Origin of the sequence: Streptomyces sp. WAC05292, from assembly GCF_003949955.1 — a bacterium.
GTDB classification, from domain to species: Bacteria; Actinomycetota; Actinomycetes; order Streptomycetales; family Streptomycetaceae; genus Streptomyces; species Streptomyces globosus.
In genome coordinates this window covers 1-22889 of the sequence record NZ_RPSE01000031.1, presented here as the reverse complement: position 1 = coordinate 22889, position 22889 = coordinate 1, and the positions used below count along the sequence as shown (strand labels likewise).

Sequence of the window (22889 nt, the reverse complement as noted above, 5' to 3'; positions counted from 1 at the left end):
CATCCGGGGCGACCACGAGCCGCCCCCGGGGTAACGCCGCGGCGGGCGGCACCCGGAGGGGGTGCCGCCCGCCGCGGACGGGGCAGGGGCTCGCAGGAGCCCTGTCCGGCCCGCCGGGGCGGGCCGGAGCGGCCTCAGTGGCCGCCCTGCTCCTGCAGACGCTTGAAGGAGCGCTCGATCTCGGCCTCGGCCTCGGTGCGGCCGACCCAGTTGGCGCCCTCGACCGACTTGCCCGGCTCCAGGTCCTTGTAGACCTCGAAGAAGTGCTGGATCTCCAGGCGGTCGAACTCGGAGATGTGGTGGATGTCGCGCAGGTGCTCCACGCGCGGGTCGGAGGCCGGCACGCACAGCAGCTTGTCGTCGCCGCCCGCCTCGTCGGTCATGCGGAACATGCCGATGGCGCGGCACTTGATCAGGCAGCCCGGGAAGGTGGGCTCGTCCAGGATGACCAGCGCGTCCAGCGGGTCGCCGTCCTCGCCCAGGGTGTTCTCGACGAAGCCGTAGTCCGTCGGGTAGCTGGTGGAGGTGAACAGGCGACGGTCCAGGCGGATCCGGCCGGTCTCGTGGTCCACCTCGTACTTGTTCCGCGAACCCTTGGGGATCTCGATGGTGACGTCGAACTCCACGTCCTGCTCCTCCATGATCAGCTTCGTTGCTCGAGTGATAGCGCGTCCGGACCCAGCCCTGCCGGGTGGGGTGCCATGCTCGCGGCAAGACGCAGTGGTTAAGTGTCCCTCACGCACATACGTGATCGCGAAAGGGGCTGGTGCGAGGTGCCTCCGGTCAGAACGTGGCAGCTCATCGCGGGGTCGACCGCCGCCGGTCTCGCCCTTTCGGTGGCCGCGGTCTCCGCGGCCGGTCCTTGGGACTCCGGTCAGCGTAAGGCCGAGCGGGACAGGGCCGCCTCCTGGGAACCGGCGGGTGGCGCAGATCACGCCGCGCCGCCCCTGCCGCAGCCCGCGCCGAGCGCACCAGGCGTGCTCGCCGGCATCGGCCCGGGCCTCGCGCAGGCCGCCGGCGCGGCCGGGGCCGCGGAACCCGCGGGGCTCGCCGAGGCGCTGCGGCCGCTGCTGGACGACCCGGCGCTCGGCAGTGCCCGTACCGCCTCCGTCGTGGACACCGCCACGGGCCGGGTCCTGTTCGAGTACGGGCACGGCCGGCCCATGGCCCCCGCCTCCACCACCAAGATCGCCACGGCGGCCGCGGCGCTGACCGCCCTCGGCCCCGACCACCGCATCCGCACCACCGTCGCCCCCGGCACCGACCCCGGGCAGATCGTCCTCGTCGGCGGCGGCGACCCCTCCCTCACCGCGAAGAAGAAGCCCCCGGCCGGCTCGGGGGGCAGCCTCGTCGCCCTCGCCGCCGACACCGCCCAGGCGCTCAAGGCCACCGGCCGGGACACGGTCGCCCTCGGCTACGACGACGGCCTCTTCACCGGCCCGGCCCGGCACCCGATCGGCGTCAACGGCAACCTCGCCCTCGTGAGCCCCCTCATGGCCGACGAGGCCCGGCCCGACGACTCCGTCTCCGGGCCCGTGACCCGCATCGAGGACCCCGCCGCCCACACCGCGCGCTCCTTCGCCGCCCTCCTGGCGGAACGCGGCATCACCGTCACCGGCGAACCCGCCCGGGCCAAGCCCGCCGCGGGCACCCAGCCGCTCGCCGTCACCCTCTCCACCCCCGTCTCCGGGCTCGTCGAGCGGATGCTGACCCACAGCGACAACGACATCGCCGAGGCGCTCGCCCGGCAGACCGCCCTCGCCTCCGGCCGGCCCGCCGGCTTCGAGGGCGCCGAGAAGGCCGTCTCCGACCGGCTCGCCTCCCTCGGCCTGGACGTGGCCGGCTCGCGCTTCGCCGACGGCAGCGGCCTCAACCGCGCCGACCGCCTCACCGGGAGCCTGCTCACCGGGATCCTTGCCAAGGCCGCCGACCCGCACCACCCCGAGCTGCGGCCCCTCCTCACCGGGATGCCCGTCGCCGGGTTCAGCGGCACGCTGCGCGCCCGCAACGCGGGCGACTCCCCGGCGGCCGGCCTCGTCCGCGCCAAGACGGGCACCCTCACCGGGGTGAACGCCCTCGCGGGCACCGTCGTGGACGCCTCCGGGCGGCTGCTCGCCTTCGCGTTCCTCAGCGCCGAGGCCCCCGACGGCCCCGCCGCCGAGAAGCGCCTCGACCGGCTCGCCGCGGCCGTCGCCGCCGCCCGCTAGCGGGCCGCGGCCCCACACCGGCGGCTGCGCAGGGGATCCGCAGCGGCCCGGGCCCACGTACCGTTGACGCATGACGAGCATCGGTGGTGCCGAGATGGTCGACTGGAACCTCGCGGTGGCGACCGCGACGCGGCTGGTCCGGCCGGGTCCGGAAGTCACGCGCGACGAGGCCCGGGCCGTGGTGGCGGAGCTGCGCCGGCACGCGAGGACCTCGGAGCGCCACGTGCGCGGGTTCACCCGCATGATCCCCGAGGGTGCGGAGGTCCCCGACACCCCCGTCCTGGTCGTCGACCGGGCCGGCTGGGTCCGGGCCAACGTGGCCGGTTTCCGCGAGCTCCTCGCGCCGCTGCTCGGCAAGATGCAGGACCGCCGCGCCGGCACCCCCGGCGCGGGCGTCCTCGGCGCCGTCGGCGGCAAGGTCACCGGCGTCGAGCTCGGCATGCTGCTGAGCTTCCTCGCCTCCCGCGTGCTCGGCCAGTACGAGACCTTCGCGCTCCTGGAGCGCGACCTGTCCCGCGGCGGTCCGGGGGCCGCCGCCGGCGGCCGGCTGCTCCTCGTCGCCCCCAACGTCGTCCACGTCGAGCGCGAGCTGGACGTGCACCCCCACGACTTCCGGCTGTGGGTCTGCCTGCACGAGGAGACGCACCGCACCCAGTTCACGGCCGTGCCGTGGCTGCGCGACCACCTCGAAGCCGAGATCCAGAGCTTCCTCGGCGCCACCGAGATGGACCCGGCCGCACTCCTGGAGCGGCTGCGCGAGGCCGCCCAGGCCTTCGCCGGGGCCCGCCCCGACGCCGAGCGCGGCGAGGAGGGCCGCACCCTCGTCGAGCTCGTCCAGACGCCCGAGCAGCGCGAGGTGCTGGGCCGCCTCACCGCCGTGATGTCGCTGCTGGAGGGCCACGCCGACTTCGTCATGGACGGGGTGGGCCCCGAGGTGGTGCCCTCCGTGGCGGAGATCCGCGAGAAGTTCCAGCAGCGGCGCGCCACCGGGGCCGGACGGCTGGACGCCGCGCTGCGCAAGCTCCTCGGGCTCGACGCCAAGCTGCGCCAGTACCGCGACGGCGAGCGCTTCGTACGGGCCGTCGTCGGCCAGGTCGGCATGGACGGCTTCAACCGGGTGTGGACCTCCCCCAACACGCTGCCGACCAAGGCGGAGATCGCCCGGCCCGCGGACTGGGTGGCCCGCGTGCACGGCAGGGGCGGCGAACCGGGCGAAGGGGAGTGACCCGGCAGGCGTAAACCTGTCGCATGGGGGGAACGAGCGTCACCCGTCCGAGGGACCGTGGGGCGTTGAAGGGCGTGCGATGCTCGGGGGACGGCTCGGTTCTGTCACCATCGACGCACTCTGAGTGACAACCGCCATCCCGCGGAGGCCGCTCCCGGCCTCCCACGGCATCTGACGAAACTCCACCGAAGGGCACCGGACATGGGTCCCCATCCTGCGGTCGCGGCGATACGCCTGGCGGTCCGCCGCGTTCTCCACGACGTCCTGACCGACCTCGCCGAACGGCCCGCCGTCCGCGGCGGCGCCGGCCGGGGCGCGCTCCTCCCGGCGCCCGGGGGAGGCACCCCGCCGCTCGTCCTCGTCGCCTGCTCCGGCGGCGCCGATTCCATGGCCCTCGCCTCGGCCCTCGCCTTCGAGGCGCCCAAGCTGGGCATCCGGGCCGGCGGCGTCACCATCGACCACGGCCTCCAGCCGGGCTCCGACCTGCGCGCGGCCGAGGTCGCCACCCGCATGGCCGCCCTGGGCCTGGACCCGGTCGAGGCGGTCACCGTGCGCGTCGGCCGCGAGGGCGGCCCCGAGGCCGCGGCCCGCGACGCCCGCTACGCCGCCCTCGACGAGGCCGCGAACCGGCTCGGGGCGGCAGCCGTGCTGCTGGGCCACACCCGGGACGATCAAGCGGAAACCGTCCTGCTGGGACTGGCCCGCGGCTCCGGCATCCGCTCGCTGTCCGGGATGCCCGAGGTCTCCGCCGGCCCCGGCGGACACGGCGCCCCCGGCCGCACCCACCGCTACCGCCGCCCCTTCCTCCAGGTCGACCGGCAGACCGCCCGCAAGGCGTGCATGGTGCAGTCGCTGCCCGTGTGGGACGACCCGCACAACATCGACCCCGCCTACACCCGCTCCCGGCTGCGGCACGAGGGGCTGCCCGCCCTGGAGAAGGCCCTCGGCAAGGGCGTCGTCGAGGCGCTCGCCCGCACCGCCCAGCTCTCCCGCGACGACGCGGACGCCCTCGACGCCTGGGCGGCCGAGGCCGAGGCCGGCGTACGCGACGACGACGGACGGCTGGAGTGCGCCAAGCTCTACGCCCTGCCCCCGGCCGTCCGCCGCCGCGTGCTGCGCCGGGCCGTCGTCGCGGCGGGCTCCCCGGCCGGCTCCCTCTTCGCCCGCCACATCGAGGAAGTCGACCGGCTCATCACCGGATGGCGGGGCCAGGGCGCCATCAACCTGCCCGGCCGGGTGGAGGCCAGGCGCCAGGGTGGCAGACTTGTCATCCGGCAGGGCTGATAGGTGCTGAAACACGGCTGAGTCCTCCGGGGGGTCGCCCCCCGGGGTCCCGGCCGACAACGAAAGTGATGCGGGTGGACGAGAAGGACATGGGCAGCGACCTGGCGTCGGTGCTCATCACCAAGGAAGAGATCGACGCGAAGCTGGCCGAGCTGGCCGCGAAGATCGACGCGGAGTACGCGGGCAAGGACCTGCTCATCGTCGGCGTCCTCAAGGGCGCGGTGATGGTGATGGCGGACCTGGCGCGCGCCTTGTCCACCCCGCTCACCATGGACTGGATGGCGGTGTCGTCGTACGGCGCCGGCACCCAGTCCTCCGGCGTGGTGCGGATCCTGAAGGACCTGGACACCGACATCAAGGACAAGCACGTCCTGATCGTCGAGGACATCATCGACTCCGGCCTGACGCTGTCCTGGCTGCTGTCGAACCTGGGCTCCCGCCAGCCGGCCTCCCTGGAGGTCGTCACCCTGCTGCGCAAGCCCGACGCCGCGAAGGTCGCCATCGACGTGAAGTGGGTCGGCTTCGACATCCCGAACGAGTTCGTCGTCGGCTACGGCCTCGACTACGCCGAGAAGTACCGCAACCTGCCGTTCGTCGGCACCCTCGCCCCGCACGTCTACGGCGGCTGACGCACGTCCTGCGCGGGGGCTCCGACCGGGGCCCCCGCCGGGGAACCCCCGGGCGCTCCCCGCCGTTGAAGCAGGGGAAAGCAGTTCTGTCAGCCGTCCCACGGGGCCGCGGGTGACAATACAGGGGTACATTCCGAAGAACAGTCTTTACTCACAGCAGCATTTACCTACGGGCAGGAGGGACGGGGCGCCCGGCGTCCCGTATGGATGGACGTGAAGCGATACTTCCGTGGGCCGGTCATGTGGATCGTGCTGGCCGTCCTCGCCGTGGTCGTGTTGATGAACGTCGTCAGCTCAGGCGGCGGCTACAAGTCGGTGGACACCAGCGAGGTCATCAAGGCGATCAACAGTGGCCAGGTGGAGCAGGCGCGCCTGACCACCGGCGACAGCCAGATGATCAAGATTGACCTGAAGAAGAACGAGAAGCTCGGCGACAAGTCCGGGACGAAGTTCCAGGCCAACTACATCGGAGACCAGGGCGTGCAGCTCGCCCAGAGCCTCCAGACCAAGTACGAAGCAGGTCAGATCCCCGACGGGTACTCCGTCGCCCCGGACAAGACCAGCCCCTTCCTGAGCGTGCTGCTCTCGCTCCTGCCCTTCGTCCTCATCGTCGTCGTCTTCCTGTTCCTGATGAATCAGATGCAGGGCGGCGGCTCCCGGGTGATGAACTTCGGCAAGTCGAAGGCCAAGCTCATCACCAAGGACACCCCCAAGACGACCTTCGCGGACGTCGCCGGGTCGGACGAGGCCGTCGAGGAGCTCCACGAGATCAAGGAGTTCCTGCAGGAGCCGGCCAAGTTCCAGGCCGTCGGCGCGAAGATCCCCAAGGGTGTCCTGCTCTACGGTCCGCCCGGTACGGGCAAGACCCTGCTGGCGCGTGCCGTCGCCGGCGAGGCGGGCGTCCCGTTCTACTCGATCTCCGGCTCCGACTTCGTCGAGATGTTCGTCGGTGTCGGCGCCTCCCGCGTGCGCGACCTGTTCGAGCAGGCGAAGGCGAACGCTCCGGCGATCGTCTTCGTCGACGAGATCGACGCCGTCGGCCGGCACCGCGGCGCGGGCCTCGGCGGCGGCCACGACGAGCGCGAGCAGACCCTGAACCAGCTGCTCGTCGAGATGGACGGCTTCGACGTCAAGGGCGGCGTCATCCTGATCGCCGCCACGAACCGCCCGGACATCCTCGACCCGGCGCTGCTGCGCCCGGGCCGCTTCGACCGGCAGATCGCCGTCGACCGTCCGGACATGCAGGGCCGCCTGGAGATCCTCAAGGTCCACCAGAAGGGCAAGCCGGTCGCCCCGGACGTCGACCTGTCGGCCGTCGCCCGGCGCACCCCCGGCTTCACGGGTGCCGATCTGTCCAACGTGCTGAACGAGGCCGCGCTGCTCACGGCCCGCTCGGACAAGAAGCTGATCGACAACCACATGCTGGACGAGGCGATCGACCGCGTCGTGGCGGGCCCGCAGAAGCGGACCCGGATCATGTCCGACAAGGAGAAGAAGATCACCGCGTACCACGAGGGCGGCCACGCCCTGGTGGCGGCGGCGTCCCCGAACTCCGACCCGGTCCACAAGATCACGATCCTGTCCCGCGGCCGGGCCCTCGGCTACACCATGGTCCTGCCGGACGAGGACAAGTACTCGACCACGCGCAACGAGATGCTCGACCAGCTGGCCTACATGCTGGGCGGCCGCGCGGCGGAGGAGCTGGTCTTCCACGACCCGACCACCGGCGCCGCGAACGACATCGAGAAGGCCACCGCCACGGCCCGCGCGATGGTCACCCAGTACGGCATGACCGAGCGGCTCGGCGCGATCAAGTTCGGCGGCGACAACACCGAGCCGTTCCTGGGCCGCGAGATGGCGCACCAGCGCGACTACTCGGAAGAGGTCGCGGCGCTGGTCGACGAAGAGGTCAAGAAGCTCATCGAGACCGCGCACAACGAGGCCTGGGAGATCCTCGTCGAGAACCGGGACGTCCTGGACAACCTGGTCCTCGCCCTCCTGGAGAAGGAGACCCTGGGCAAGGAGGAGATCGCCGAGATCTTCTCCACGGTGGTCAAGCGCCCGGCCCGCCCGGCCTGGACCGGCTCGGCGCACCGCACCCCCTCGACCCGCCCGCCGGTGCTCTCCCCGAAGGAGCTCCAGCTGACGAACGCGGCGAACGGCACCTCGGCCGCCGTCTCGGTCGAGAAGGAGCCCGTCACGGAGGACCGCGCCGAGTAGGCGCAGGCCGGGGCGGGTCCCGGAATGGATGCCGCGCCCCCCGGGTTCTAGCCTGGGGGGCGCGGCATTTTCGTATGCCCGTGTGATCGAAGACAGGAACGAGGCACAGATGACCGACCCAGTGACCCTGGACGGCGAGGGCACGATCGGCGTGTTCGACGAGAAGCGGGCCGAAGCGGCCGTCCGCGAGCTGCTCCTGGCGGTCGGCGAGGACCCGGACCGGGAAGGCCTCCTGGAGACGCCGGCGCGCGTGGCCCGGGCCTACCGCGAGATCCTCGCGGGCCTGTGGCAGAAGCCCGAGGACGTCCTGACGACGACGTTCGACCTCGGGCACGACGAGATGGTCCTGGTCAAGGACATCGAGATCGTCTCCCTCTGCGAGCACCACCTGCTGCCCTTCCACGGCGTCGCCCACGTCGGGTACATCCCGGCGGAGAGCGGGAAGATCACCGGGCTGTCCAAGCTGGCCCGCCTCGTCGAGGTGTACGCCCGGCGCCCGCAGGTGCAGGAGCGGCTGACCACGCAGATCGCGGACTCGCTGATGGAGATCCTGGAGGCGCGCGGCGCGATCGTCGTCGTGGAGGCCGAACACATGTGCATGTCGGTCCGCGGCATCCGCAAGCCGGGCGCGAAGACGACTACCTCCGCGGTCCGCGGCCAGCTCCGCGACCCCGCCACCCGCAGCGAGGCCATGAGCCTGATAATGGCCCGCTGACGCCGCGGCCCGCCGGCGCGCCCGCGGCCCGCCCGGGAGCGGGAGGGTGCGGCCGCCCGGCGGCCCGCGGCCGCCGGGGCGGGGCCCGAGGCGGCGGTCAGGCCCGGGAGGGGGCCTGCGGCGGGGCGGTGTCGTCGTCCTCGGGGAGCTTCAGGACGCGCTCCAGGAACAGGGCGGCGGCGATGACCGCGATGCCCGCGAGGACCGAGAACGCCGCGTACCAGGCCTGGTCGCGGCGGGCGGGCACCTCCAGGCCGTCGGTGAGGAGGAAGACGCCCACGCCGCCGTACATCCCCGCGACGAGCGCCGCGACCAGCGCGCTGGCCTGTCCGAAGACCAGCGCCCGGGCGGCCATCAGCGGCTCGACGCCCTTCGCGTCGGGGCGGCGCTCCCGCTGGGCCTTCAGCCGCGAGCGCAGCGACAGCGCCGTGGCGAGCAGCACGACGGCGATGGCGCCGAGGACGACGGGCGCCGCCAGGGGGACGCCGGGCAGGCTGCCGTAGGCGTTCCACAGCCGGGCGCCCGCCCAGGACAGCACCCCGGCAACGGCGAAGATGCCCGCCAGGACGGCCGGCTTCAGTTGCTTCACGTGCCCGCTCCCCGCTTTCCGCGCCGGTTCCCCGGCAGTCTGGCCGTGACCAGGCTAACGACTACTCGGGGAGGCGGAGTTCCAGGTCGGGGCGCGGCGTGACGCCGCCCCGGCCGATCCCGTCCAGCAGGCCGGCGACGGGCCCGCGGCCGGGGATCCGCGCCTCGGGGTCGACGTCGTGCCAGGGGGCGAGGACGAAGGCCCGCTCGTGGGCGCGCGGGTGCGGCAGGGTGAGGACGGGGTCGTCGGAGACGACGTCCGCGTACGCGACGATGTCGACGTCGATGGTGCGGGGGCCCCAGCGCTCCTCGCGGACGCGGTCGAAGGCCTCCTCGATGGCGTGGCCGCGCTCCAGCAGGGAGGACGGCGGCAGGGTCGTCTTCACCAGCGCCACCGCGTTCAGGTACGAGGGCTGCGAACCGGGCTCGACGCCCCACGGCTCGGTCTCGTAGACGGGCGAGACGGCCTTGACCCGGATACCGGGGGTGTCGCCGAGCGCGTCGATCGCGCCCTGGAGGGTCTCCATCCGGTTGCCCAGGTTGGAGCCGAGGGCGATGACGGCCCACTTCGGGTTGGACAGGGTGACGTCGGCGGCGTCGACGGCTTCGACGACGGACGCCGGCACCGGCTGGACGGTCGGGTCGCTCTGGGCGTTCAGTCCGTTGTTCACGCGCGGCTCCGGGTGATCGTGATGGTCACGTCGTCGAAGGGGACGGTGATCGGCGCGTCGGGCTTGTGGACGACGACCTCCACCTGGGCGACGGCCTCGTGCTTCAGGCACTGCCGGGCGATCCGCTCGGCCAGGGTCTCGATGAGGTCGACGGGCTCGCCCTCGACCACGGCGACGACCTCCTCGGCGACGACGCCGTAGTGGACCGTCTTCGCCAGGTCGTCGTCCGCCGCGGCCGGGCGGGTGTCGATGTGCAGCACGAGGTCGACGATGAAGGTCTGGCCTTCCTCGCGCTCCCGGGGGAAGACGCCGTGGTGCCCGCGGGCCTTGAGGCCGCGCAGCGCGACACGATCCACGCGAATCACTCCTGCTTCGTAGTGCTTGCGGTCCGGGACTCCCCGGATCCATGGGCCTGCGCCGAGTGCGGTCGGCGTCGTCCGCCGTCGAATCTACCTGCGAACGGGCCCCCGGCCTGCCGTTGGGGTCAGCCGGAGGCCTCCTCGTCGTCCTCGTCGGCGTCCGCCAGGACCGGGGATCCGTGGTGGGACCACAGGCGCCAGCCCTCGGATGTGCGTCTGAACACATTCGTGGCGACGACGAGCTGGCCGACGAGCGGGCCGAGCTCCCCGCCGTCCTCGGCGGGGCCCCCGCTGAGGATGTTCTCGGTGCACGTGACCAGGGCCGTGTCGCCGAGGACGGCGACCTTGGTGTCGGTGAGGAAGAACTGGATGTAGTCGGTGTGCGACATGATCAGCGCGTACGAGCGCAGCACCTCGCCGCGGCCGGTCAGCACGGGCCACCCGGGGTGCACGCAGGAGACCTCGTCCTCCAGCCAGAGCGCCGACATGGTGTCGAAGTCCCCCTGCTCCATGGCCTCGTAGAAGGCCGTGTTGACCTCTTCGACCGCTTCGATGTCGGTTCTGCTCACCTTGCCCCTTTCCAGGTGGTTCGAGCCTCGGGTGCGGGACCGGTCACAGAGCCCCTTCCACGGCGCGGGCCACCCGAACCGCGTCGGCCGTGGCCCGTACCTCGTGGACCCGGACGGCCCAGGCGCCCTGGTGGGCGGCGATGGCCGAGACGGCCGCGGTGGCGGCGTCGCGCTCGCGGGCCGGCGGGGGCGCGGCGTCGGCGGCGCCGGCCAGGACCCGGCCGAGGAATCGTTTGCGCGAGGCGGCGACGAGCAGCGGGAAGCCGAGGGCCCGCAGCTCGGGCAGGTGGGCGACGAGGGCCAGGTCGTGCTCGGCGTTCTTCGCGAAGCCGAGCCCGGGGTCGACGACGAGCCGCTCGGGGGCGATGCCGCCGGCGACGACGGCGTCGATGCGGTCGCGGAGCTCGGCGGTGACCTCGGCGAGGACGTCCCCGTAGACGGCGAGGCTGTTCATGCCGGCGCTGAAGCCGCGCCAGTGCATCACGACGAAGGGCACCTCGGCGGCGGCCACGGCGGGCACCATTGCCGGGTCGGCGAGGCCGCCGCTGACGTCGTTGACCAGGCGGGCGCCCGCCGCGACGGCCTGCGCGGCGACGGAGGCGCGCATGGTGTCGACGGAGACGGTGACGCCCTCGGAGGCGAGGCCGCGGACCACGGGGACGACGCGGCGCAGCTCCTCCTCCTCGTCGACGCGGGTGGCGCCGGGGCGGGTGGACTCGCCGCCGACGTCGACGAGGTCGGCGCCGTGGGCGACGAGGTCGAGGCCCCGCTTGACGGCGGCGGTGGTGTCGAAGAACCGGCCCCCGTCGGAGAAGGAGTCGGGGGTGACGTTGACGACGCCCATGACCCCGCAGCGGTCCCATTCCGGCAGGCCTGCGACCCGGCCCCTGCCGACGGCCCCGTGCGTGTTGTTCATGGTCCCAGGGTAGGGCTGCCCCGCTCCGGCCACGGCCCGGGCGGCGGCCGGCCCGGGGGCCGGCGGTGCACGGCCCCCGGAAAGCACGGAGCCCGGCCCCGGGCGGACCGGGGACCGGGCAGTGCGTACGGCTGCCGCGGCGCAGCCGCGGGGTCAGGCCGCCTGGACCTCGCGCTCCGGGGCCTTGGCCGGGGCGGCGGCGGCCCGCAGGTGGGCGTGGGCGCAGTCGCGCACCGGCTTGGGGCGGCGGCGGGCGGCGAAGAGCCGCGGCAGGGCCAGCGTCACGAAGCCCTCGGCCTGCATGGCGGCGAAGCCGATGCGGGGCAGGTCGCCGGTGCTGCGGAAGACGACGAAGCGGGGCTCCCAGCGGGGGCGGAACTTCGCGTTGAACTTGTACAGGGACTCGATCTGGAACCAGCGGGAGAGGAACACCAGCAGGTTGCGCCACATCCGCAGGACCGGGCCGGCGCCTATCTTCTCGCCGCGGGCCAGGGCGGAGCGGAACATCGCGAAGTTCAGCGAGACCCGCTCGATGCCGAGGGAGGGGGCGGCCTCCAGGGAGGCGACGATCAGCAGCTCGTTCATGCCGGGGTCGGCGGCGCGGTCGCGGCGCATCAGCTCCAGCGACATGCCGTCCTTGCCCCACGGAACGAAGTGCTGGATGGCCTTGAGGTCGCCGAAGGGGCTGGTGTCGCCCTCCTCGGTGCGGTGGGCCGTGGCGATGATGCAGTCGCCGTCCTCCGGGTCGCCGACCCGGCCCAGGGCCATGGAGAAGCCGCGCTCGGTGTCGGTGCCGCGCCAGGCCTCGGCGGCGCCGCGGACCTGCTCCAGCTCCTCCTCGGTCAGATCGGCGACGCGGCGGACCTTGGTGGTGTAGCCGTTGCGCTCGATGCGCTTCACCATCTGGCGGACGTTGCGCATGGCGCGGCCGGTGAGGGAGAAGTCTTTGACGTCGACGATGGCCTCGTCGCCGAGTTCCAGGGCGTCCAGGCCGGTCTCGCGGGTCCAGACCTCGCCGCCCGTCTCGCTGCAGCCCATGACGGCGGGGGTCCAGGAGTGGGCCTTGGCCTCCTCCATGAACCGCTCGATGGCGCCCGGCCAGGCCTCGACGTCGCCGATCGGGTCGCCGGAGGCGAGCATCACGCCGGAGACCACGCGGTAGGTGACGGCGGCCTTGCCGCTGGGGGAGAAGACGACGGCCTTGTCGCGGCGCAGCGCGAAGTGGCCGAGGGAGTCGCGGCCGCCGTGGCGGGCGAGGAGTTCGCGCAGCTTGGCCTCGTCGTCGGCGGTGAGGCGGGCGGCCGGGTGCTCGGGGCGCAGGGCCAGGTAGATGGTGGTGAGCGCGGTCAGCATGCCGAGGGCGCCGAGGGAGTAGCCGACGGTCCAGGACACCCGTCCGGCGTAATCCACGGGTCCTTCGAAGCCGAACAGGCCATATACCACGTGGGTGATCTGCTCGTAGATCCCCGGACGGCCGATGACGCGGCCGGGGTGGGAGTTGACGATGACGAGGCCGAGGCCGATGGAGCCGGCGCTCATCAGCACGAAGTTGGCCAGCGCCTTCCAGCGGCTGCGCGGGTCGGGCAGCGCCTTGAACTCGCGGTGGTGGCGCAGCAGGAGCGCGAGCAGGACCGCGGCGATGACGACGCCGATGACCGAGTGCCGGTACGTGAACTGCGCCACGGCACCCGCGGGCAGCAGGACGACGGCGGCGCGCCAGGCGCGGCGCTTGCGCCGCTTCAGGCCGTGCGCGAGCAGGAGGAGCAGCACGCCCGCGCTGATGGACAGGGCGGCGGCGAAGGGGCCCAGCGAACCGGGCAGCACCTCGGTGACCGCGTGGATCCGGCTGTGCCTGAACCGCGGGAACACACCCGCGGCGATGTCGAGGAGGCCGACGATCGTGACGGCCGTACCCACCAGCCCGGGGACCGACTCAGGCCGTGGTCCGCGGAGGATTCGGCGCACCCCGCTCGGAACCTGTCCCGACTTATCGCCATCTATCCTGCTAGACATCGCTTCCCGTTGCTCCGCGAGAGATCATGTGGCCGAAGGCCGCGACGACAGCCTCCGGAGTGTGGTGCGTCCACTAGGACGACGCCGGGGTCGAGCGGGTTCACTCTTTCGCCGAGAAAATCCAGTCCTGCCATCAGAAAGTCGACTGACTGCTCATGGGTCTCACCAGTAACACGGTTCTGGCGCTGGCCGTCGCCGCCGGTGTGCTGCTCTTCGCGGCCACCGTGTACCTCTGGCCCCGGCTCTCGGGCCGCACCTGGCGTGCGATGCTCGGCCGGATCGGCCTCCTGCTGGCCACCCAGCTGGCGATCTTCGCGGCGGTGGGCCTCGCGGCGAACCAGTCGTTCTCGTTCTACGGCTCCTGGGCGGACCTGTTCGGCAAGGAGACCTCCGTCGGCAAGGTCGTCGACCACTCGCTGAGCAGCAAGGACATCAAGGTCGTCGACAAGCAGAAGCTCGACGTCCCGGGCGGCGCCCAGCCCCAGGTGGGCGGCCAGATCCTCAAGGTGTCCATAACCGGGGAGAAGTCGAAGATAACGAGCCCCGGCTACGTGTGGCTGCCGCCGGAGTACTTCCAGCCGCAGCACAAGGAGGCCAACTTCCCGGCCTCCGTGGTGCTGACGGGCTACCCGGGCACCGCCGAGAACCTGATCAAAGGGCTGAACTACCCGATGACGGCCTTCAAGCAGGCCAAGGCGGGCAAGATGAAGCCGATGATCCTGGTCATGCTGCGCCCGACCGTCGCGCCGCCGCGGGACACCGAGTGCGTCGACATCCCCGGCGGCCCGCAGACCGAGACCTTCTTCGCGCAGGACCTGCCCCAGGCGATCCAGAGCACCTTCCGGGTCGGCAAGAAGCCCGAGAACATGGGCTTCATCGGCAACTCCACGGGCGGCTACTGCGCCCTGAAGATCGCCGCGCACTACCCGCAGACCTTCGGTGCCGCGGCCGGCCTGTCCGCGTACTACGAGGCCCCGAACGACGCCACCACGGGCAACCTCTTCCAGGGCGACGAGAGCCTGAGGAAGCGCGCCGACATCCTGCACAGCATGGAGCGCAAGCAGCCGTCGGGCACCTCGTTCCTCGTCACCAGCAGCGAGCAGGGCGAGCCCAACCTGGAGGACACCCGCAAGTTCATCAAGCTGGTCAAGGGCCCGGACCGGGTCTCCTCCATCATCCTCGACAGCGGCGGCCACAACTTCAACACCTGGCGCCGCGAGATCCCGCCCATGCTGGTGTGGATGAGCAACCGCATCCAGGCCTGACCGCCGCCCCGGGAGCCCCGGGGCGGCGCCTCCACACCCGGACGAGACCGGCCCCTGCGGCCGGTCTTCCGCGTTTCCGGGACCCGCCGCCGCGTCAGGAGCCGCCGCGCGGGGCGGCCTCCGAGGGCCCGGCGGCCTCCGCGGCGTCCGCGGCCTCCGCGCGCCGCAGCGCCCGGTGCACGCCCTGCGGGGTCAGGACGCCGGCGAGCCGCCCCGACTCCGGGTCCGCGACGCCGATCCGCCCCGCGTCCTGCCGGAGCAGCGCCGACAGCGCCTCGCGCAGCGAGGACCCCAGCGGCACGGTGGCCGCAGGGGCCGTCCCCTCCGCCGGCTCCAGGTCCTCTGTCCGGACGGGGGTGACGGCGAGCCGCTTCAGGCTGCGGTCGGCGCCGACGAAGGAGGCCACGTACGCGTTGGAGGGAGCGCCCAGCACGGCGGCCGGGCGGTCGAACTGCTCGATGGTGCCCGCCCCGTACACGGCGATGCGGTCGCCGAGCCGGACCGCCTCGTCCAGATCGTGCGTGACCAGCAGGATCGTCTTGCGCACTGTCTTCTGCAGGGCCAGGAACTCGTTCTGCAGGCGCTCGCGGACCACCGGGTCCACCGCGCCGAACGGCTCGTCCATCAGCAGCACCGGCGGGTCCGCGGCAAGCGCGCGGGCCACCCCGACGCGCTGGCGCTGCCCGCCCGACAGCTGGGCCGGGTAGCGGCCCCCGTACACGGACGGGTCCAGGCCCACGAGTTCGAGGAGTTCGGCGGCCCGGGCGCGGGCCGCGGCCTTCGGGGTGCCGACGAGCTGCGGGACGGTCGCCGTGTTCTCCAGCACCGTCTTGTGCGGGAAGAGCCCGACCTGCTGGATGACGTAGCCGATGCGGCGGCGCAGCTGCACCGGGTCGGCGGCCGCGATGTCCTCGCCCCCGAGCAGGATCCGGCCGGAGCTGGGCTCGACCAGCCGGTTCACCATCTTCATGGTGGTGGTCTTGCCGCAGCCGGACGGGCCCACCAGGGTGACCAGTTCGCCCTCGGCCACCTCGAAGGACAGGTCGTCGACGGCCGTCGTCCCGTCGGCGTAGCGCTTGGTCACGTGCTCGAATCTGATCACCCCGCCATCCTCGCTCACCCGCGGCGCGGACGCGTGACGGGAGATGACGGGAGTGTTGCCCTTGTGCGAATGGTTCCGGCCGGCCGGGGAAGCGGGGGATAGGGTCGCGGAGGACGCCCGATTCCGTACGGGCGTACGCGTGTCGGCACGGTGAGGGGGTGGCGCGATGGCCGGGCAGGGCTGCCTGGTGGCGAACGACTGGCTGTGCTGGGAGTACGTCGCCTCCCGTTCCGGGGAGCTCACGGACGCCGCCGTCCAGCACGTCTGGATCACCGCGGCCTCCGTCCTCATCGGCCTCGCCGTGGCCGTGCCGCTCGCCCTGCTGGCCCGCCGGGGCCGGCGCTGGGCAGCCCCCGTGCTCGGCCTCACCACCCTGCTCTACACGATCCCCTCGCTGGCCATGTTCTCGCTGCTCCTGCCGCTGTTCGGGCTGTCGGCCGCCCTCGTCGTCACCGGCCTCGTGCTGTACTCGCTGACGATCCTGGTCCGCAACACCCTCGCCGGGCTGGAGGCCGTCCCCGAGGAGGTGCGGGAAGCCGCCCGCGGCATGGGGTACGGGCCGGGACGGCTGCTGTGGCAGGTGGAACTCCCCCTCGCGATGCCCGCGCTGCTCGCCGGGGTGCGGATCGCGACCGTCTCCACCGTCGCCCTGACCACCATCGGCTCCATCGTCGGCAAGGGCGGCCTCGGCAACCTCATCGCCCCGGCCGTCAGCAGCAACTTCAAGGCCCAGGTGCTCACCGCCTCCCTGCTGTGCGTCCTGCTCGCCCTCGCCGCGGACCTGCTGCTCCTCGGCGTGCAGCGGCTGCTCACGCCGTGGGCGCGCGCGGCGGGCGCCGACCCGGGCGCAGGCGGCGGCGCCGGCGGGCGGCGGCGGGTCCCGCGGAACGGGGAGGCCTGAGCATGGGCGTACCGGGCAGGGTCTTCGACTGGCTGGCCGACGGCGCCAACTGGTCCGGCGAGAACGGCGTGTGGCACCGCCTCGCCGAGCACGCCCTGGTCAGCGGCACGGCGCTGGCGCTCGCCTGCGCCCTCGCGCTGCCCGTCGGCCTGTGGCTCGGCCACACCGGCCGCGGCGGGGCCCTCGCCGTGAACCTGTCCAACATCGGGCGCGCCGTCCCGGTGTTCGCGGTGCTCGCGCTGTTCATGGTCTCGCCGCTGCGCAGCGCGGGCCATGTGCCGACCGTCGCCGCGCTCGTCCTCTTCGCCGTACCGCCGCTGCTGACCAACGCCTACGTCGGCGTGCGCGGGGTGGACCGGTCCGTGGTCGAGGCCGCCCGCGGCATGGGCATGTCCGCGGGCCAGCTGCTCCTGCGGGTCGAACTGCCCCTGGCCCGGCCGCTGGTGATGACCGGGGTGCGGTCGGCCGCCGTGCAGGTCGTCGCGACGGCCACGATCGCCGCGATGGTCGGCCAGGGCGGACTCGGCCGGATCATCACGGCCGGGTTCAACACCTACGACACCGCCCAGGTCGTGGCGGGCGCCCTCCTCGTGGCGGGCCTCGCGCTGCTCGTCGAGGGCGTCCTCGTCGCCGTCGACCGGCTGTTCCCGCGCCCGGCGGCGCGCTGACGCGGCCGTCCCCGTCCGTCCCCACCACCCCATGGAGGAGCATCCATGAGCAAGCCCGTCCGCACCCTCGGCGCCGCCCTCGGGGCGCTCGCCCTGGCCGCCTCGCTCACCGCCTGCGGCGGGGACAGCCTGGAGAAGAGCAAGGACGCCGCGGCCTCCGGCGGGTCGGGCGGCGGGAAGGGGGCCCTCGTGGTCGGGGCGGCCGGGTTCACCGAGTCGAACGTGCTCGCCGAGCTGTACGCGCAGGTGCTGCGCCAGGCCGGCTACAGCACCTCGGTCACCACGGTCAACAACCGCGAGCTGTACGAGCCTTCGCTGGAGAAGGGCGAGATCGACGTCGTGCCCGAGTACGCCGCCACCCTCGCCGAGTTCCTCAACGCCAAGGTCAACGGGCCGAACGCACCGCAGGAGAAGCCCGTGGCGTCCAGCGACGCCGCGGCCACCGTCGCCGCCCTGGAGAAGCTGGCCGGCCCCCTCGGCCTGAAGGTCCTCCCCGCGGGCGGGGCGGTCGACCAGAACGCCTTCGCCGTGTCGAAGGACTTCGCCGCGAAGAACAACCTGAAGACCCTCTCCGACCTCGGCAAGTCCGGCCTGCCGGTGCGGATCGCCGCCGGCGACGAGTGCTCCGTGCGGCCCTTCTGCGCGCCGGGGCTGAAGACGGCGTACGGGATCGCGGTCTCCGGCATCGACCCGAAGGGCGTCGGCACCCCGCAGGCCAAGCAGGCCGTCAAGGACGGCGCCGCCCAGCTGGTGCTCACCACCACCACGGACGCCACGCTCGACAGCTACGGCCTCGTCCTGCTGGATGACGACCGGAAGCTCCAGAACGCCGACAACGTCCTGCCGGTGGTCAACGCGAAGGACGCGGGCGCGCCGGAGGTCGCGGCGGCCCTCGACGGCCTGACCCGCACGCTCACGACCGCCGACCTCGCCGAGCTCAACCGGCGGGTGGACGCCCTGCGGGAGAAGCCCGCGGATGTCGCCAAGGCCTACCTGAAGGCCAAGGGCCTGGCCGGGTGACGGCCGCGCGGGCACGGCGGGCAACGGGCGGGGAACAGATTGCCCGCCGACACCCCCACAGGCCCCCCACGCCCTGTAAATTTCTGGCCATGCCCCGTGGACGCCACCGCAATCCCGAACCCCTGCACCGGCTGCTCACCCCGACGGCCGTCGCCGGTGTGTCCCTCGCCGGCGCGGCCGCGGCCTGGCTGGTCGACCAGCTCGTGGTGCTGCGGCTGCTCGCGGCCCTCGCGGCGGCCGCGGGCATCGCGGGAGCCGTCCTCATGCGCAGCTGGGACCGCGCCGCGGGCCGGCGCGTCGCCGAGCTGGCGCGCGAGCGCGTCAAGGACGAGTGGCGGACCGAGGAGCGGATCGCCGAGCTGGAGGCCGCCCTCGAAGAGGCCCGCGTCCTGCGCGGCCGGCTCGACGCCAAACTCCGCGCCAAGCGGGTCGAACTCGCGGGCCTGCGCGGCGAGCACGCGGCACTGCTGCGCCGCTACGCCACCGCCGAGACCGAGCGGGCCAGCGCCCTGGAGCGCCGCCGCCTCCTGGCCATCGAGGCCACCGCGGCCCCGGCGGACGCCCCCAGGGAGCTTCCGGCGGTCACCGATGAGCGCACGTCGAGCGGGGCTCCCACCTCCCTCGGGTACGCCCGTGCCCATGCCGCCCTCGCCGCCCTGGCCCGCAAGGCCGAGCGGCGCGCCGCCGGTCCTGCGGCCGTCGAGGCAGGGTCCGCCGCGCCCGCCGAGCCCGCGGAGGCCGGGGAGGGCGCGGGCCTGCCGGCGCGCCGCCCCGCCGCACCCGTCGCCCCGTACCAGGCGGCGCGCCGCCCGGCGCCCCGAACGATGGGCGGCTTCGACTTCTTCGGCACGAAGAGCGCCGACCGGGCGCGCGCGGCGATCGAGTCGGTCCAGGACGAGGACCTCGCGGACGTGGTCGGCGCCGAGGCCCTCGAAGCGCACAAGGCGGAGTCCGACCGGGCGGCCGCGCTGCCGCAGGCCCGCCCGGCCGCCGACGGCACCGGCGAGCCGGCCCAGGCCGACGCGGCCGCGGCCGGCCGCGACGAGGCGGGCCGGGCCGCGGCGGATCACGACGGGGCCGGCCAGGTCATCGACCTGACCGAGCACGACGAGACCGAGCCGATCGACGTCGTCCGCCTGCGCAGCGCCATCTCCTGAGCCGCCCCTCCCGGACCCGGCCGGCAGCCGGCGGGCCCGGGAAGGGACGGCCCGGCCGCCGCGACCCCCGTACGCGGCGGGTCCTGCGCTCCGGTCAGGGCCGGGCCAGGACGATCAGGGCGGCGAGCACCTGCAGGCCCACCTGGGTTCCGCACGCCGCCGCACGGAACCGCAGCGGTGCGGCAAGCGCCGCCGCGAAGGCGGCCGCCGCGGCGCCGCAGACCCACAGGAAGGGCCGCCACGGGAACGGCTCGCAGCCGCCGTACACCAGGCACCGGCCGCCCGCGTCCGTGGCCAGCACCGCGAGCTCCGCGGCGGCCAGCAGGGGCAGGAACAGCACGAAGGCGATGACCGCTCCCCGGCGGATCCGGGCGGCGCGGGCCGCCTGCGCGGTGGGCGGGGACTGCCGGTACCAGGTCATGCGGCCATGCTGCCCCGGGCGGCCGGCAGCGGCATCCGTCCGCCTACTCGGCCTCCGGGTGCCGCCCTACTCAGAACAGCGGCAGCTGGCCGGGCAGTTCCGGCAGGACGAAGCCGTCCAGTGTCGGTGCGGACGCGCCGAGCACCACCCGGGCCCGGGAGCCGGGGCAGGACACCAGGGTGCCCCGGTCCCGCCCGGCCGGCGGGTCGTGCCGGGCGATCCGGCCGGCGGTCACGGCGCAGTCGCGCCCGCAGGAGGGGCAGGCGCGTCGGGGTGAGTGGGACATGCCCCCAGTCTGCCCTGCGGCACCGACAGTCCGCCCGGGACCGGCTAGGACCCGTCGGACTCCGCCCGGGAGGCGAGCCACGCCTCGTGCGCCCGCTCGACCCGCTCCCACAGCGCCGACCGGTCCTCCTCGGCCAGCCCGCCGAGGTCGCGGCCGAACAGCCCGCCGACCACGGACCAGAACTCGCCCGGCGTCTCCAGCACCCGCTCGGTGTTCCCCCTGACGGGGTCGATGCGGTGCAGGACCCGTCCGCGCAGGGCGTCGACGCCGTCCGCGTCGCGCCGCAGCATCGCGAAGGTCCGCACGAAACCGGAGTCCTCCGCGGTGGACAGCCGTACGTGGACGGCCTCGAAGTCGGCCGTCGCGGCCGGCGCCGACAGGAAGTTCACCACCGGGCACGGAGCGGCCTCGTTCGTGTACCGCCAGCCGGGCGCGTCCCCGCCGAGCGGCTCCAGCCCGTAGGCGAACGCCCCCTGCCGGTGGGTGCCGGCCCGCAGCGGCAGCGGCTCGTGCGGCCCGTCGCCCAGCCCCGCGTCGACGAAGAACTCCCCGCCGTCCACGCGGACGGTCAGCGCCAGGTGGTCGCCGCTGACGTCGCGCCGCTCGCGGTCCGCGGCCCCGAGCACGCCCCCGAGGTGCCGCGTCACGTCGAAGCCGAGCTCCTCCAGCAGCAGCGCGAAGGCGCCGTTCAGGTGGAAGCAGTAGCCGCCCTGCCCGGCGGCGAACCGGCGCGCGGACAGCGCCGGGTCGATGCCGGGCGGCCGGCCCAGCTGGATGTCGATGTTCTCGTACGGGACGCGCTCCAGGTGGGCGCGCTGCAGGGCGAAGAGGGTCTCGGAGGTGGGGCGGGGCGGCCGGGCGAAGCCGAGCCGCCGCAGGTACCCGCCGATGTCCTCCGCGGGCGTGCCGCCGCCGTCGCCGGCGGGGCCGGTGCATATGCCTGAGGTCATCCCCGCACCTTAACGGCCCCCGGGCACAGGCTACTTGTCGATATCGCCGACGACGAAGAACAGCGAGCCGAGGATCGCCACCATGTCGGCGACGAGGGTGCCGGGCAGCAGCACCGACAGCGCCTGGATGTTGTTGTAGGAGGCCGAGCGCAGCTTCAGCCGGTACGGGGTCTTCTCGCCCTTGGAGACGAGGTAGTAGCCGTTGATGCCGAGGGGGTTCTCGGTCCAGGCGTAGGTGGCGCCCTCGGGGGCCTTCAGCACCTTCGGCAGCCGCTGGTTGATCGGGCCGGGCGGCAGCTCGGCCAGCCGGTCCAGGCAGGCGTCCGCCAGGTCGAGCGCGTTGTGGGTCTGGTCGAGGAGGCACTCGAAGCGGGCCAGGCAGTCGCCCTCGGTCCGGGTGACCACCTCCAGGACGTCCTGGAGCTCGCCGTAGGCCAGGTACGGCTCGTCGCGGCGCAGGTCGAAGTCGACGCCGGAGGCTCGGGCGATCGGGCCCGAGACGCCGTACGCGTGGACCGCCTCGGCCGGCAGGACGCCGACGCCGCGGGTGCGGCCGCGGAAGATCTCGTTGCCGTGCACCAGCTTGTCGTAGACGTCCATGCGGCTGCGGACGTCGGCCACGGCGGCTCGGGTGCGGGCGGGCCAGCCGGCGGGGAGGTCCTCCTTCAGGCCGCCCACCCGGTTGAACATGTAGTGCATGCGGCCGCCGGAGATCTCCTCCATGACGGCCTGGAGCTCCTCGCGCTCCCGGAACGCGTGGAAGATCGGCGTGATGCCGCCCAGCTCCAGGGGGTAGGAGCCGAGGAACATCAGGTGGTTCAGGACCCGGTTCAGCTCGGCGAGCAGGGTCCGCGTCCAGACGGCCCGCTCGGGAACCTCCATGCCGAGCATCCGCTCGACCGCCATGACCACGCCGAGCTCGTTGGAGAACGCCGACAGCCAGTCGTGGCGGTTGGCGAGCATGACGATCTGCCGGTAGTCGCGGGCCTCGAAGAGCTTCTCCGCGCCGCGGTGCATGTAGCCGACGACGGGCTCGGCGCTGACGATCCGCTCGCCGTCCAGGACGAGGCGCAGCCGCAGCACGCCGTGCGTGGAGGGGTGCTGCGGCCCGATGTTGAGCACCATGTCCGTGCTCTCCGCCGCGCCGCCGATGCCGACCGTGGTCTCCGTCATGCGGGCATTGTCGCAGCCCTACGCTGGACCCATGGAAACGGGGACGAAGGACGGGACGGGCCGGCCCGAGTGGGTGCGGCTGCCCGGGGGGCTGCTCCGTCTGAGGCGGCTGCTGCTGGTGCTGTGGACGGTGCCGCCGGCCGTCGTGAGTGCGGTGGTGCCCGCGCTGCTCGCGGGGCCGGTGTGGGCGGTGTGCGGGGTGTTCTGGCTCGCGGTCCTGGCCTGGGGCTGGTGGCTGCTGGAGCGGAACTGGCGGTCCTGGCGGTACGCCGAGCGCGCCGACGACCTGCTGATCGGCCGAGGGGTGCTGTGGCGGGAGGAGACCGTGGTCCCGTACGGGCGGATGCAGCTCGTCGAGGTGGCCTCGGGGCCGCTGGAGCGCCGCTTCGGGCTGGCCTCCCTCCAGCTGCACACGGCGGCCGCGGCGACGGACGCGAAGATCCCCGGGCTGGCGCCGGCCGAGGCCGAGCGGCTGCGGGACCGGCTCACCGAGCTGGGCGAGGCGAGGTCGGCGGGCCTGTGACCGACGGACCCGGCCCCCGCTCCGGCC

Annotated in this window: 24 protein-coding genes; 12 read left to right on the top strand and 12 right to left on the bottom strand. The window is 73.6% G+C overall.

Going from position 1 to position 22889, the window contains the following annotated elements:
• Positions 1 to 134 precede the first annotated feature (134 nt).
• The gene (locus tag EF903_RS06390) at positions 135 to 626 is read right to left on the bottom strand and encodes an inorganic diphosphatase (protein ID WP_125541818.1); all 492 of its coding nucleotides are present in this window, start codon (positions 624 to 626) and stop codon (positions 135 to 137) included.
• A gap of 351 nt (positions 627 to 977) precedes the next feature.
• Between EF903_RS06390 and dacB the strand changes: the two genes are divergently transcribed.
• The 6 genes from dacB (at position 978) to folE (ending at position 8280) form a co-directional block, all read left to right on the top strand.
• Entirely contained in the window at positions 978 to 2207 is a 1230-nt protein-coding gene (gene dacB, locus EF903_RS06385) for a D-alanyl-D-alanine carboxypeptidase/D-alanyl-D-alanine-endopeptidase (protein ID WP_312845889.1), read from the top strand.
• A 70-nt stretch (positions 2208 to 2277) separates the two neighbouring features.
• Positions 2278 to 3432 (top strand): zinc-dependent metalloprotease, encoded by a 1155-nt coding sequence (locus EF903_RS06380; protein WP_125541798.1) that lies wholly within the window; start codon positions 2278 to 2280, stop codon positions 3430 to 3432.
• A gap of 201 nt (positions 3433 to 3633) precedes the next feature.
• Complete coding sequence (tilS, locus tag EF903_RS06375) at positions 3634 to 4716, top strand: tRNA lysidine(34) synthetase TilS (RefSeq protein ID WP_125541796.1); 1083 nt, start codon at positions 3634 to 3636, stop codon at positions 4714 to 4716.
• A gap of 68 nt (positions 4717 to 4784) precedes the next feature.
• Positions 4785 to 5345: a hypoxanthine phosphoribosyltransferase gene (gene hpt, locus EF903_RS06370; protein WP_114053543.1), complete on the top strand. Its 561-nt coding sequence runs from the start codon at positions 4785 to 4787 to the stop codon at positions 5343 to 5345.
• 207 nt (positions 5346 to 5552) lie between these two features.
• Positions 5553 to 7565 (top strand): ATP-dependent zinc metalloprotease FtsH, encoded by a 2013-nt coding sequence (ftsH, locus tag EF903_RS06365; protein ID WP_125541794.1) that lies wholly within the window; start codon positions 5553 to 5555, stop codon positions 7563 to 7565.
• 109 nt (positions 7566 to 7674) lie between these two features.
• On the top strand, positions 7675 to 8280 hold the full coding sequence (folE, locus tag EF903_RS06360) for a GTP cyclohydrolase I FolE (RefSeq protein ID WP_125541792.1): 606 nt from the start codon (positions 7675 to 7677) through the stop codon (positions 8278 to 8280).
• A 97-nt stretch (positions 8281 to 8377) separates the two neighbouring features.
• On the opposite strand, the gene EF903_RS06355 is transcribed toward folE, so the two are convergent.
• The 6 genes from EF903_RS06355 to EF903_RS06330 all read right to left on the bottom strand — a co-directional run bounded on the left by EF903_RS06355 (position 8378) and on the right by EF903_RS06330 (position 13396).
• Positions 8378 to 8869 carry a DUF3180 domain-containing protein gene (locus EF903_RS06355; protein WP_125541790.1) on the bottom strand — a complete coding sequence of 164 codons (492 nt, stop codon included), beginning with the start codon at positions 8867 to 8869 and terminating at the stop codon, positions 8378 to 8380.
• Between the two features lie 61 nt (positions 8870 to 8930).
• Positions 8931 to 9539 carry a 2-amino-4-hydroxy-6-hydroxymethyldihydropteridine diphosphokinase gene (gene folK, locus EF903_RS06350; protein WP_125541788.1) on the bottom strand — a complete coding sequence of 203 codons (609 nt, stop codon included), beginning with the start codon at positions 9537 to 9539 and terminating at the stop codon, positions 8931 to 8933.
• Positions 9536 to 9895, bottom strand: coding sequence for a dihydroneopterin aldolase (gene folB / locus EF903_RS06345; RefSeq protein ID WP_390335632.1), 360 nt, complete (start codon positions 9893 to 9895; stop codon positions 9536 to 9538). The genes folK and folB overlap by 4 nt, the downstream gene beginning before the upstream one ends.
• 128 nt (positions 9896 to 10023) lie before the next feature.
• Complete coding sequence (locus EF903_RS06340; RefSeq protein ID WP_125541784.1) at positions 10024 to 10467, bottom strand: nuclear transport factor 2 family protein; 444 nt, start codon at positions 10465 to 10467, stop codon at positions 10024 to 10026.
• A gap of 43 nt (positions 10468 to 10510) precedes the next feature.
• Entirely contained in the window at positions 10511 to 11311 is an 801-nt protein-coding gene (gene folP, locus EF903_RS06335; protein ID WP_125541816.1) for a dihydropteroate synthase, read from the bottom strand.
• 225 nt (positions 11312 to 11536) lie between these two features.
• Positions 11537 to 13396 carry a phosphatidylglycerol lysyltransferase domain-containing protein gene (locus EF903_RS06330; protein ID WP_125541782.1) on the bottom strand — a complete coding sequence of 620 codons (1860 nt, stop codon included), beginning with the start codon at positions 13394 to 13396 and terminating at the stop codon, positions 11537 to 11539.
• Positions 13397 to 13551: 155 nt separating this feature from the next.
• Between EF903_RS06330 and EF903_RS06325 the strand changes: the two genes are divergently transcribed.
• A complete protein-coding gene (locus EF903_RS06325; protein ID WP_125541780.1) occupies positions 13552 to 14661 on the top strand; it encodes an esterase family protein in 1110 nt (369 codons plus the stop codon).
• Between the two features lie 94 nt (positions 14662 to 14755).
• On the opposite strand, the gene EF903_RS06320 is transcribed toward EF903_RS06325, so the two are convergent.
• Entirely contained in the window at positions 14756 to 15763 is a 1008-nt protein-coding gene (locus EF903_RS06320) for an ABC transporter ATP-binding protein (protein ID WP_125541778.1), read from the bottom strand.
• 166 nt (positions 15764 to 15929) lie between these two features.
• Between EF903_RS06320 and EF903_RS06315 the strand changes: the two genes are divergently transcribed.
• From EF903_RS06315 to EF903_RS06300, 4 genes are all read left to right on the top strand, one after another.
• On the top strand, positions 15930 to 16664 hold the full coding sequence (locus EF903_RS06315) for an ABC transporter permease (protein WP_125541776.1): 735 nt from the start codon (positions 15930 to 15932) through the stop codon (positions 16662 to 16664).
• A gap of 2 nt (positions 16665 to 16666) precedes the next feature.
• Positions 16667 to 17332: an ABC transporter permease gene (locus EF903_RS06310; RefSeq protein WP_125541774.1), complete on the top strand. Its 666-nt coding sequence runs from the start codon at positions 16667 to 16669 to the stop codon at positions 17330 to 17332.
• Positions 17333 to 17377: 45 nt separating this feature from the next.
• Entirely contained in the window at positions 17378 to 18352 is a 975-nt protein-coding gene (locus EF903_RS06305; protein WP_125541772.1) for an ABC transporter substrate-binding protein, read from the top strand.
• A gap of 89 nt (positions 18353 to 18441) precedes the next feature.
• Complete coding sequence (locus EF903_RS06300; RefSeq protein ID WP_125541770.1) at positions 18442 to 19509, top strand: hypothetical protein; 1068 nt, start codon at positions 18442 to 18444, stop codon at positions 19507 to 19509.
• 94 nt (positions 19510 to 19603) lie between these two features.
• Here the strand turns inward: EF903_RS06300 and EF903_RS06295 are convergent, their stop codons facing one another.
• The 4 genes from EF903_RS06295 to EF903_RS06280 form a co-directional block, all read right to left on the bottom strand.
• Positions 19604 to 19930 (bottom strand): hypothetical protein, encoded by a 327-nt coding sequence (locus tag EF903_RS06295; RefSeq protein ID WP_125541768.1) that lies wholly within the window; start codon positions 19928 to 19930, stop codon positions 19604 to 19606.
• 70 nt (positions 19931 to 20000) lie between these two features.
• Positions 20001 to 20216 carry a hypothetical protein gene (locus EF903_RS06290; RefSeq protein WP_125541766.1) on the bottom strand — a complete coding sequence of 72 codons (216 nt, stop codon included), beginning with the start codon at positions 20214 to 20216 and terminating at the stop codon, positions 20001 to 20003.
• Between the two features lie 44 nt (positions 20217 to 20260).
• Positions 20261 to 21166 (bottom strand): arylamine N-acetyltransferase, encoded by a 906-nt coding sequence (locus EF903_RS06285; RefSeq protein WP_125541764.1) that lies wholly within the window; start codon positions 21164 to 21166, stop codon positions 20261 to 20263.
• 30 nt (positions 21167 to 21196) lie between these two features.
• Positions 21197 to 22339 carry an NADH-quinone oxidoreductase subunit D gene (locus EF903_RS06280; RefSeq protein WP_125541762.1) on the bottom strand — a complete coding sequence of 381 codons (1143 nt, stop codon included), beginning with the start codon at positions 22337 to 22339 and terminating at the stop codon, positions 21197 to 21199.
• A gap of 31 nt (positions 22340 to 22370) precedes the next feature.
• On the opposite strand from EF903_RS06280, the gene EF903_RS06275 reads away from it, so the two are divergent.
• Positions 22371 to 22862, top strand: a complete 492-nt coding sequence (locus EF903_RS06275) for a PH domain-containing protein (RefSeq protein WP_260614893.1) — start codon at positions 22371 to 22373, stop codon at positions 22860 to 22862.
• Positions 22863 to 22889: the final 27 nt, after the last annotated feature.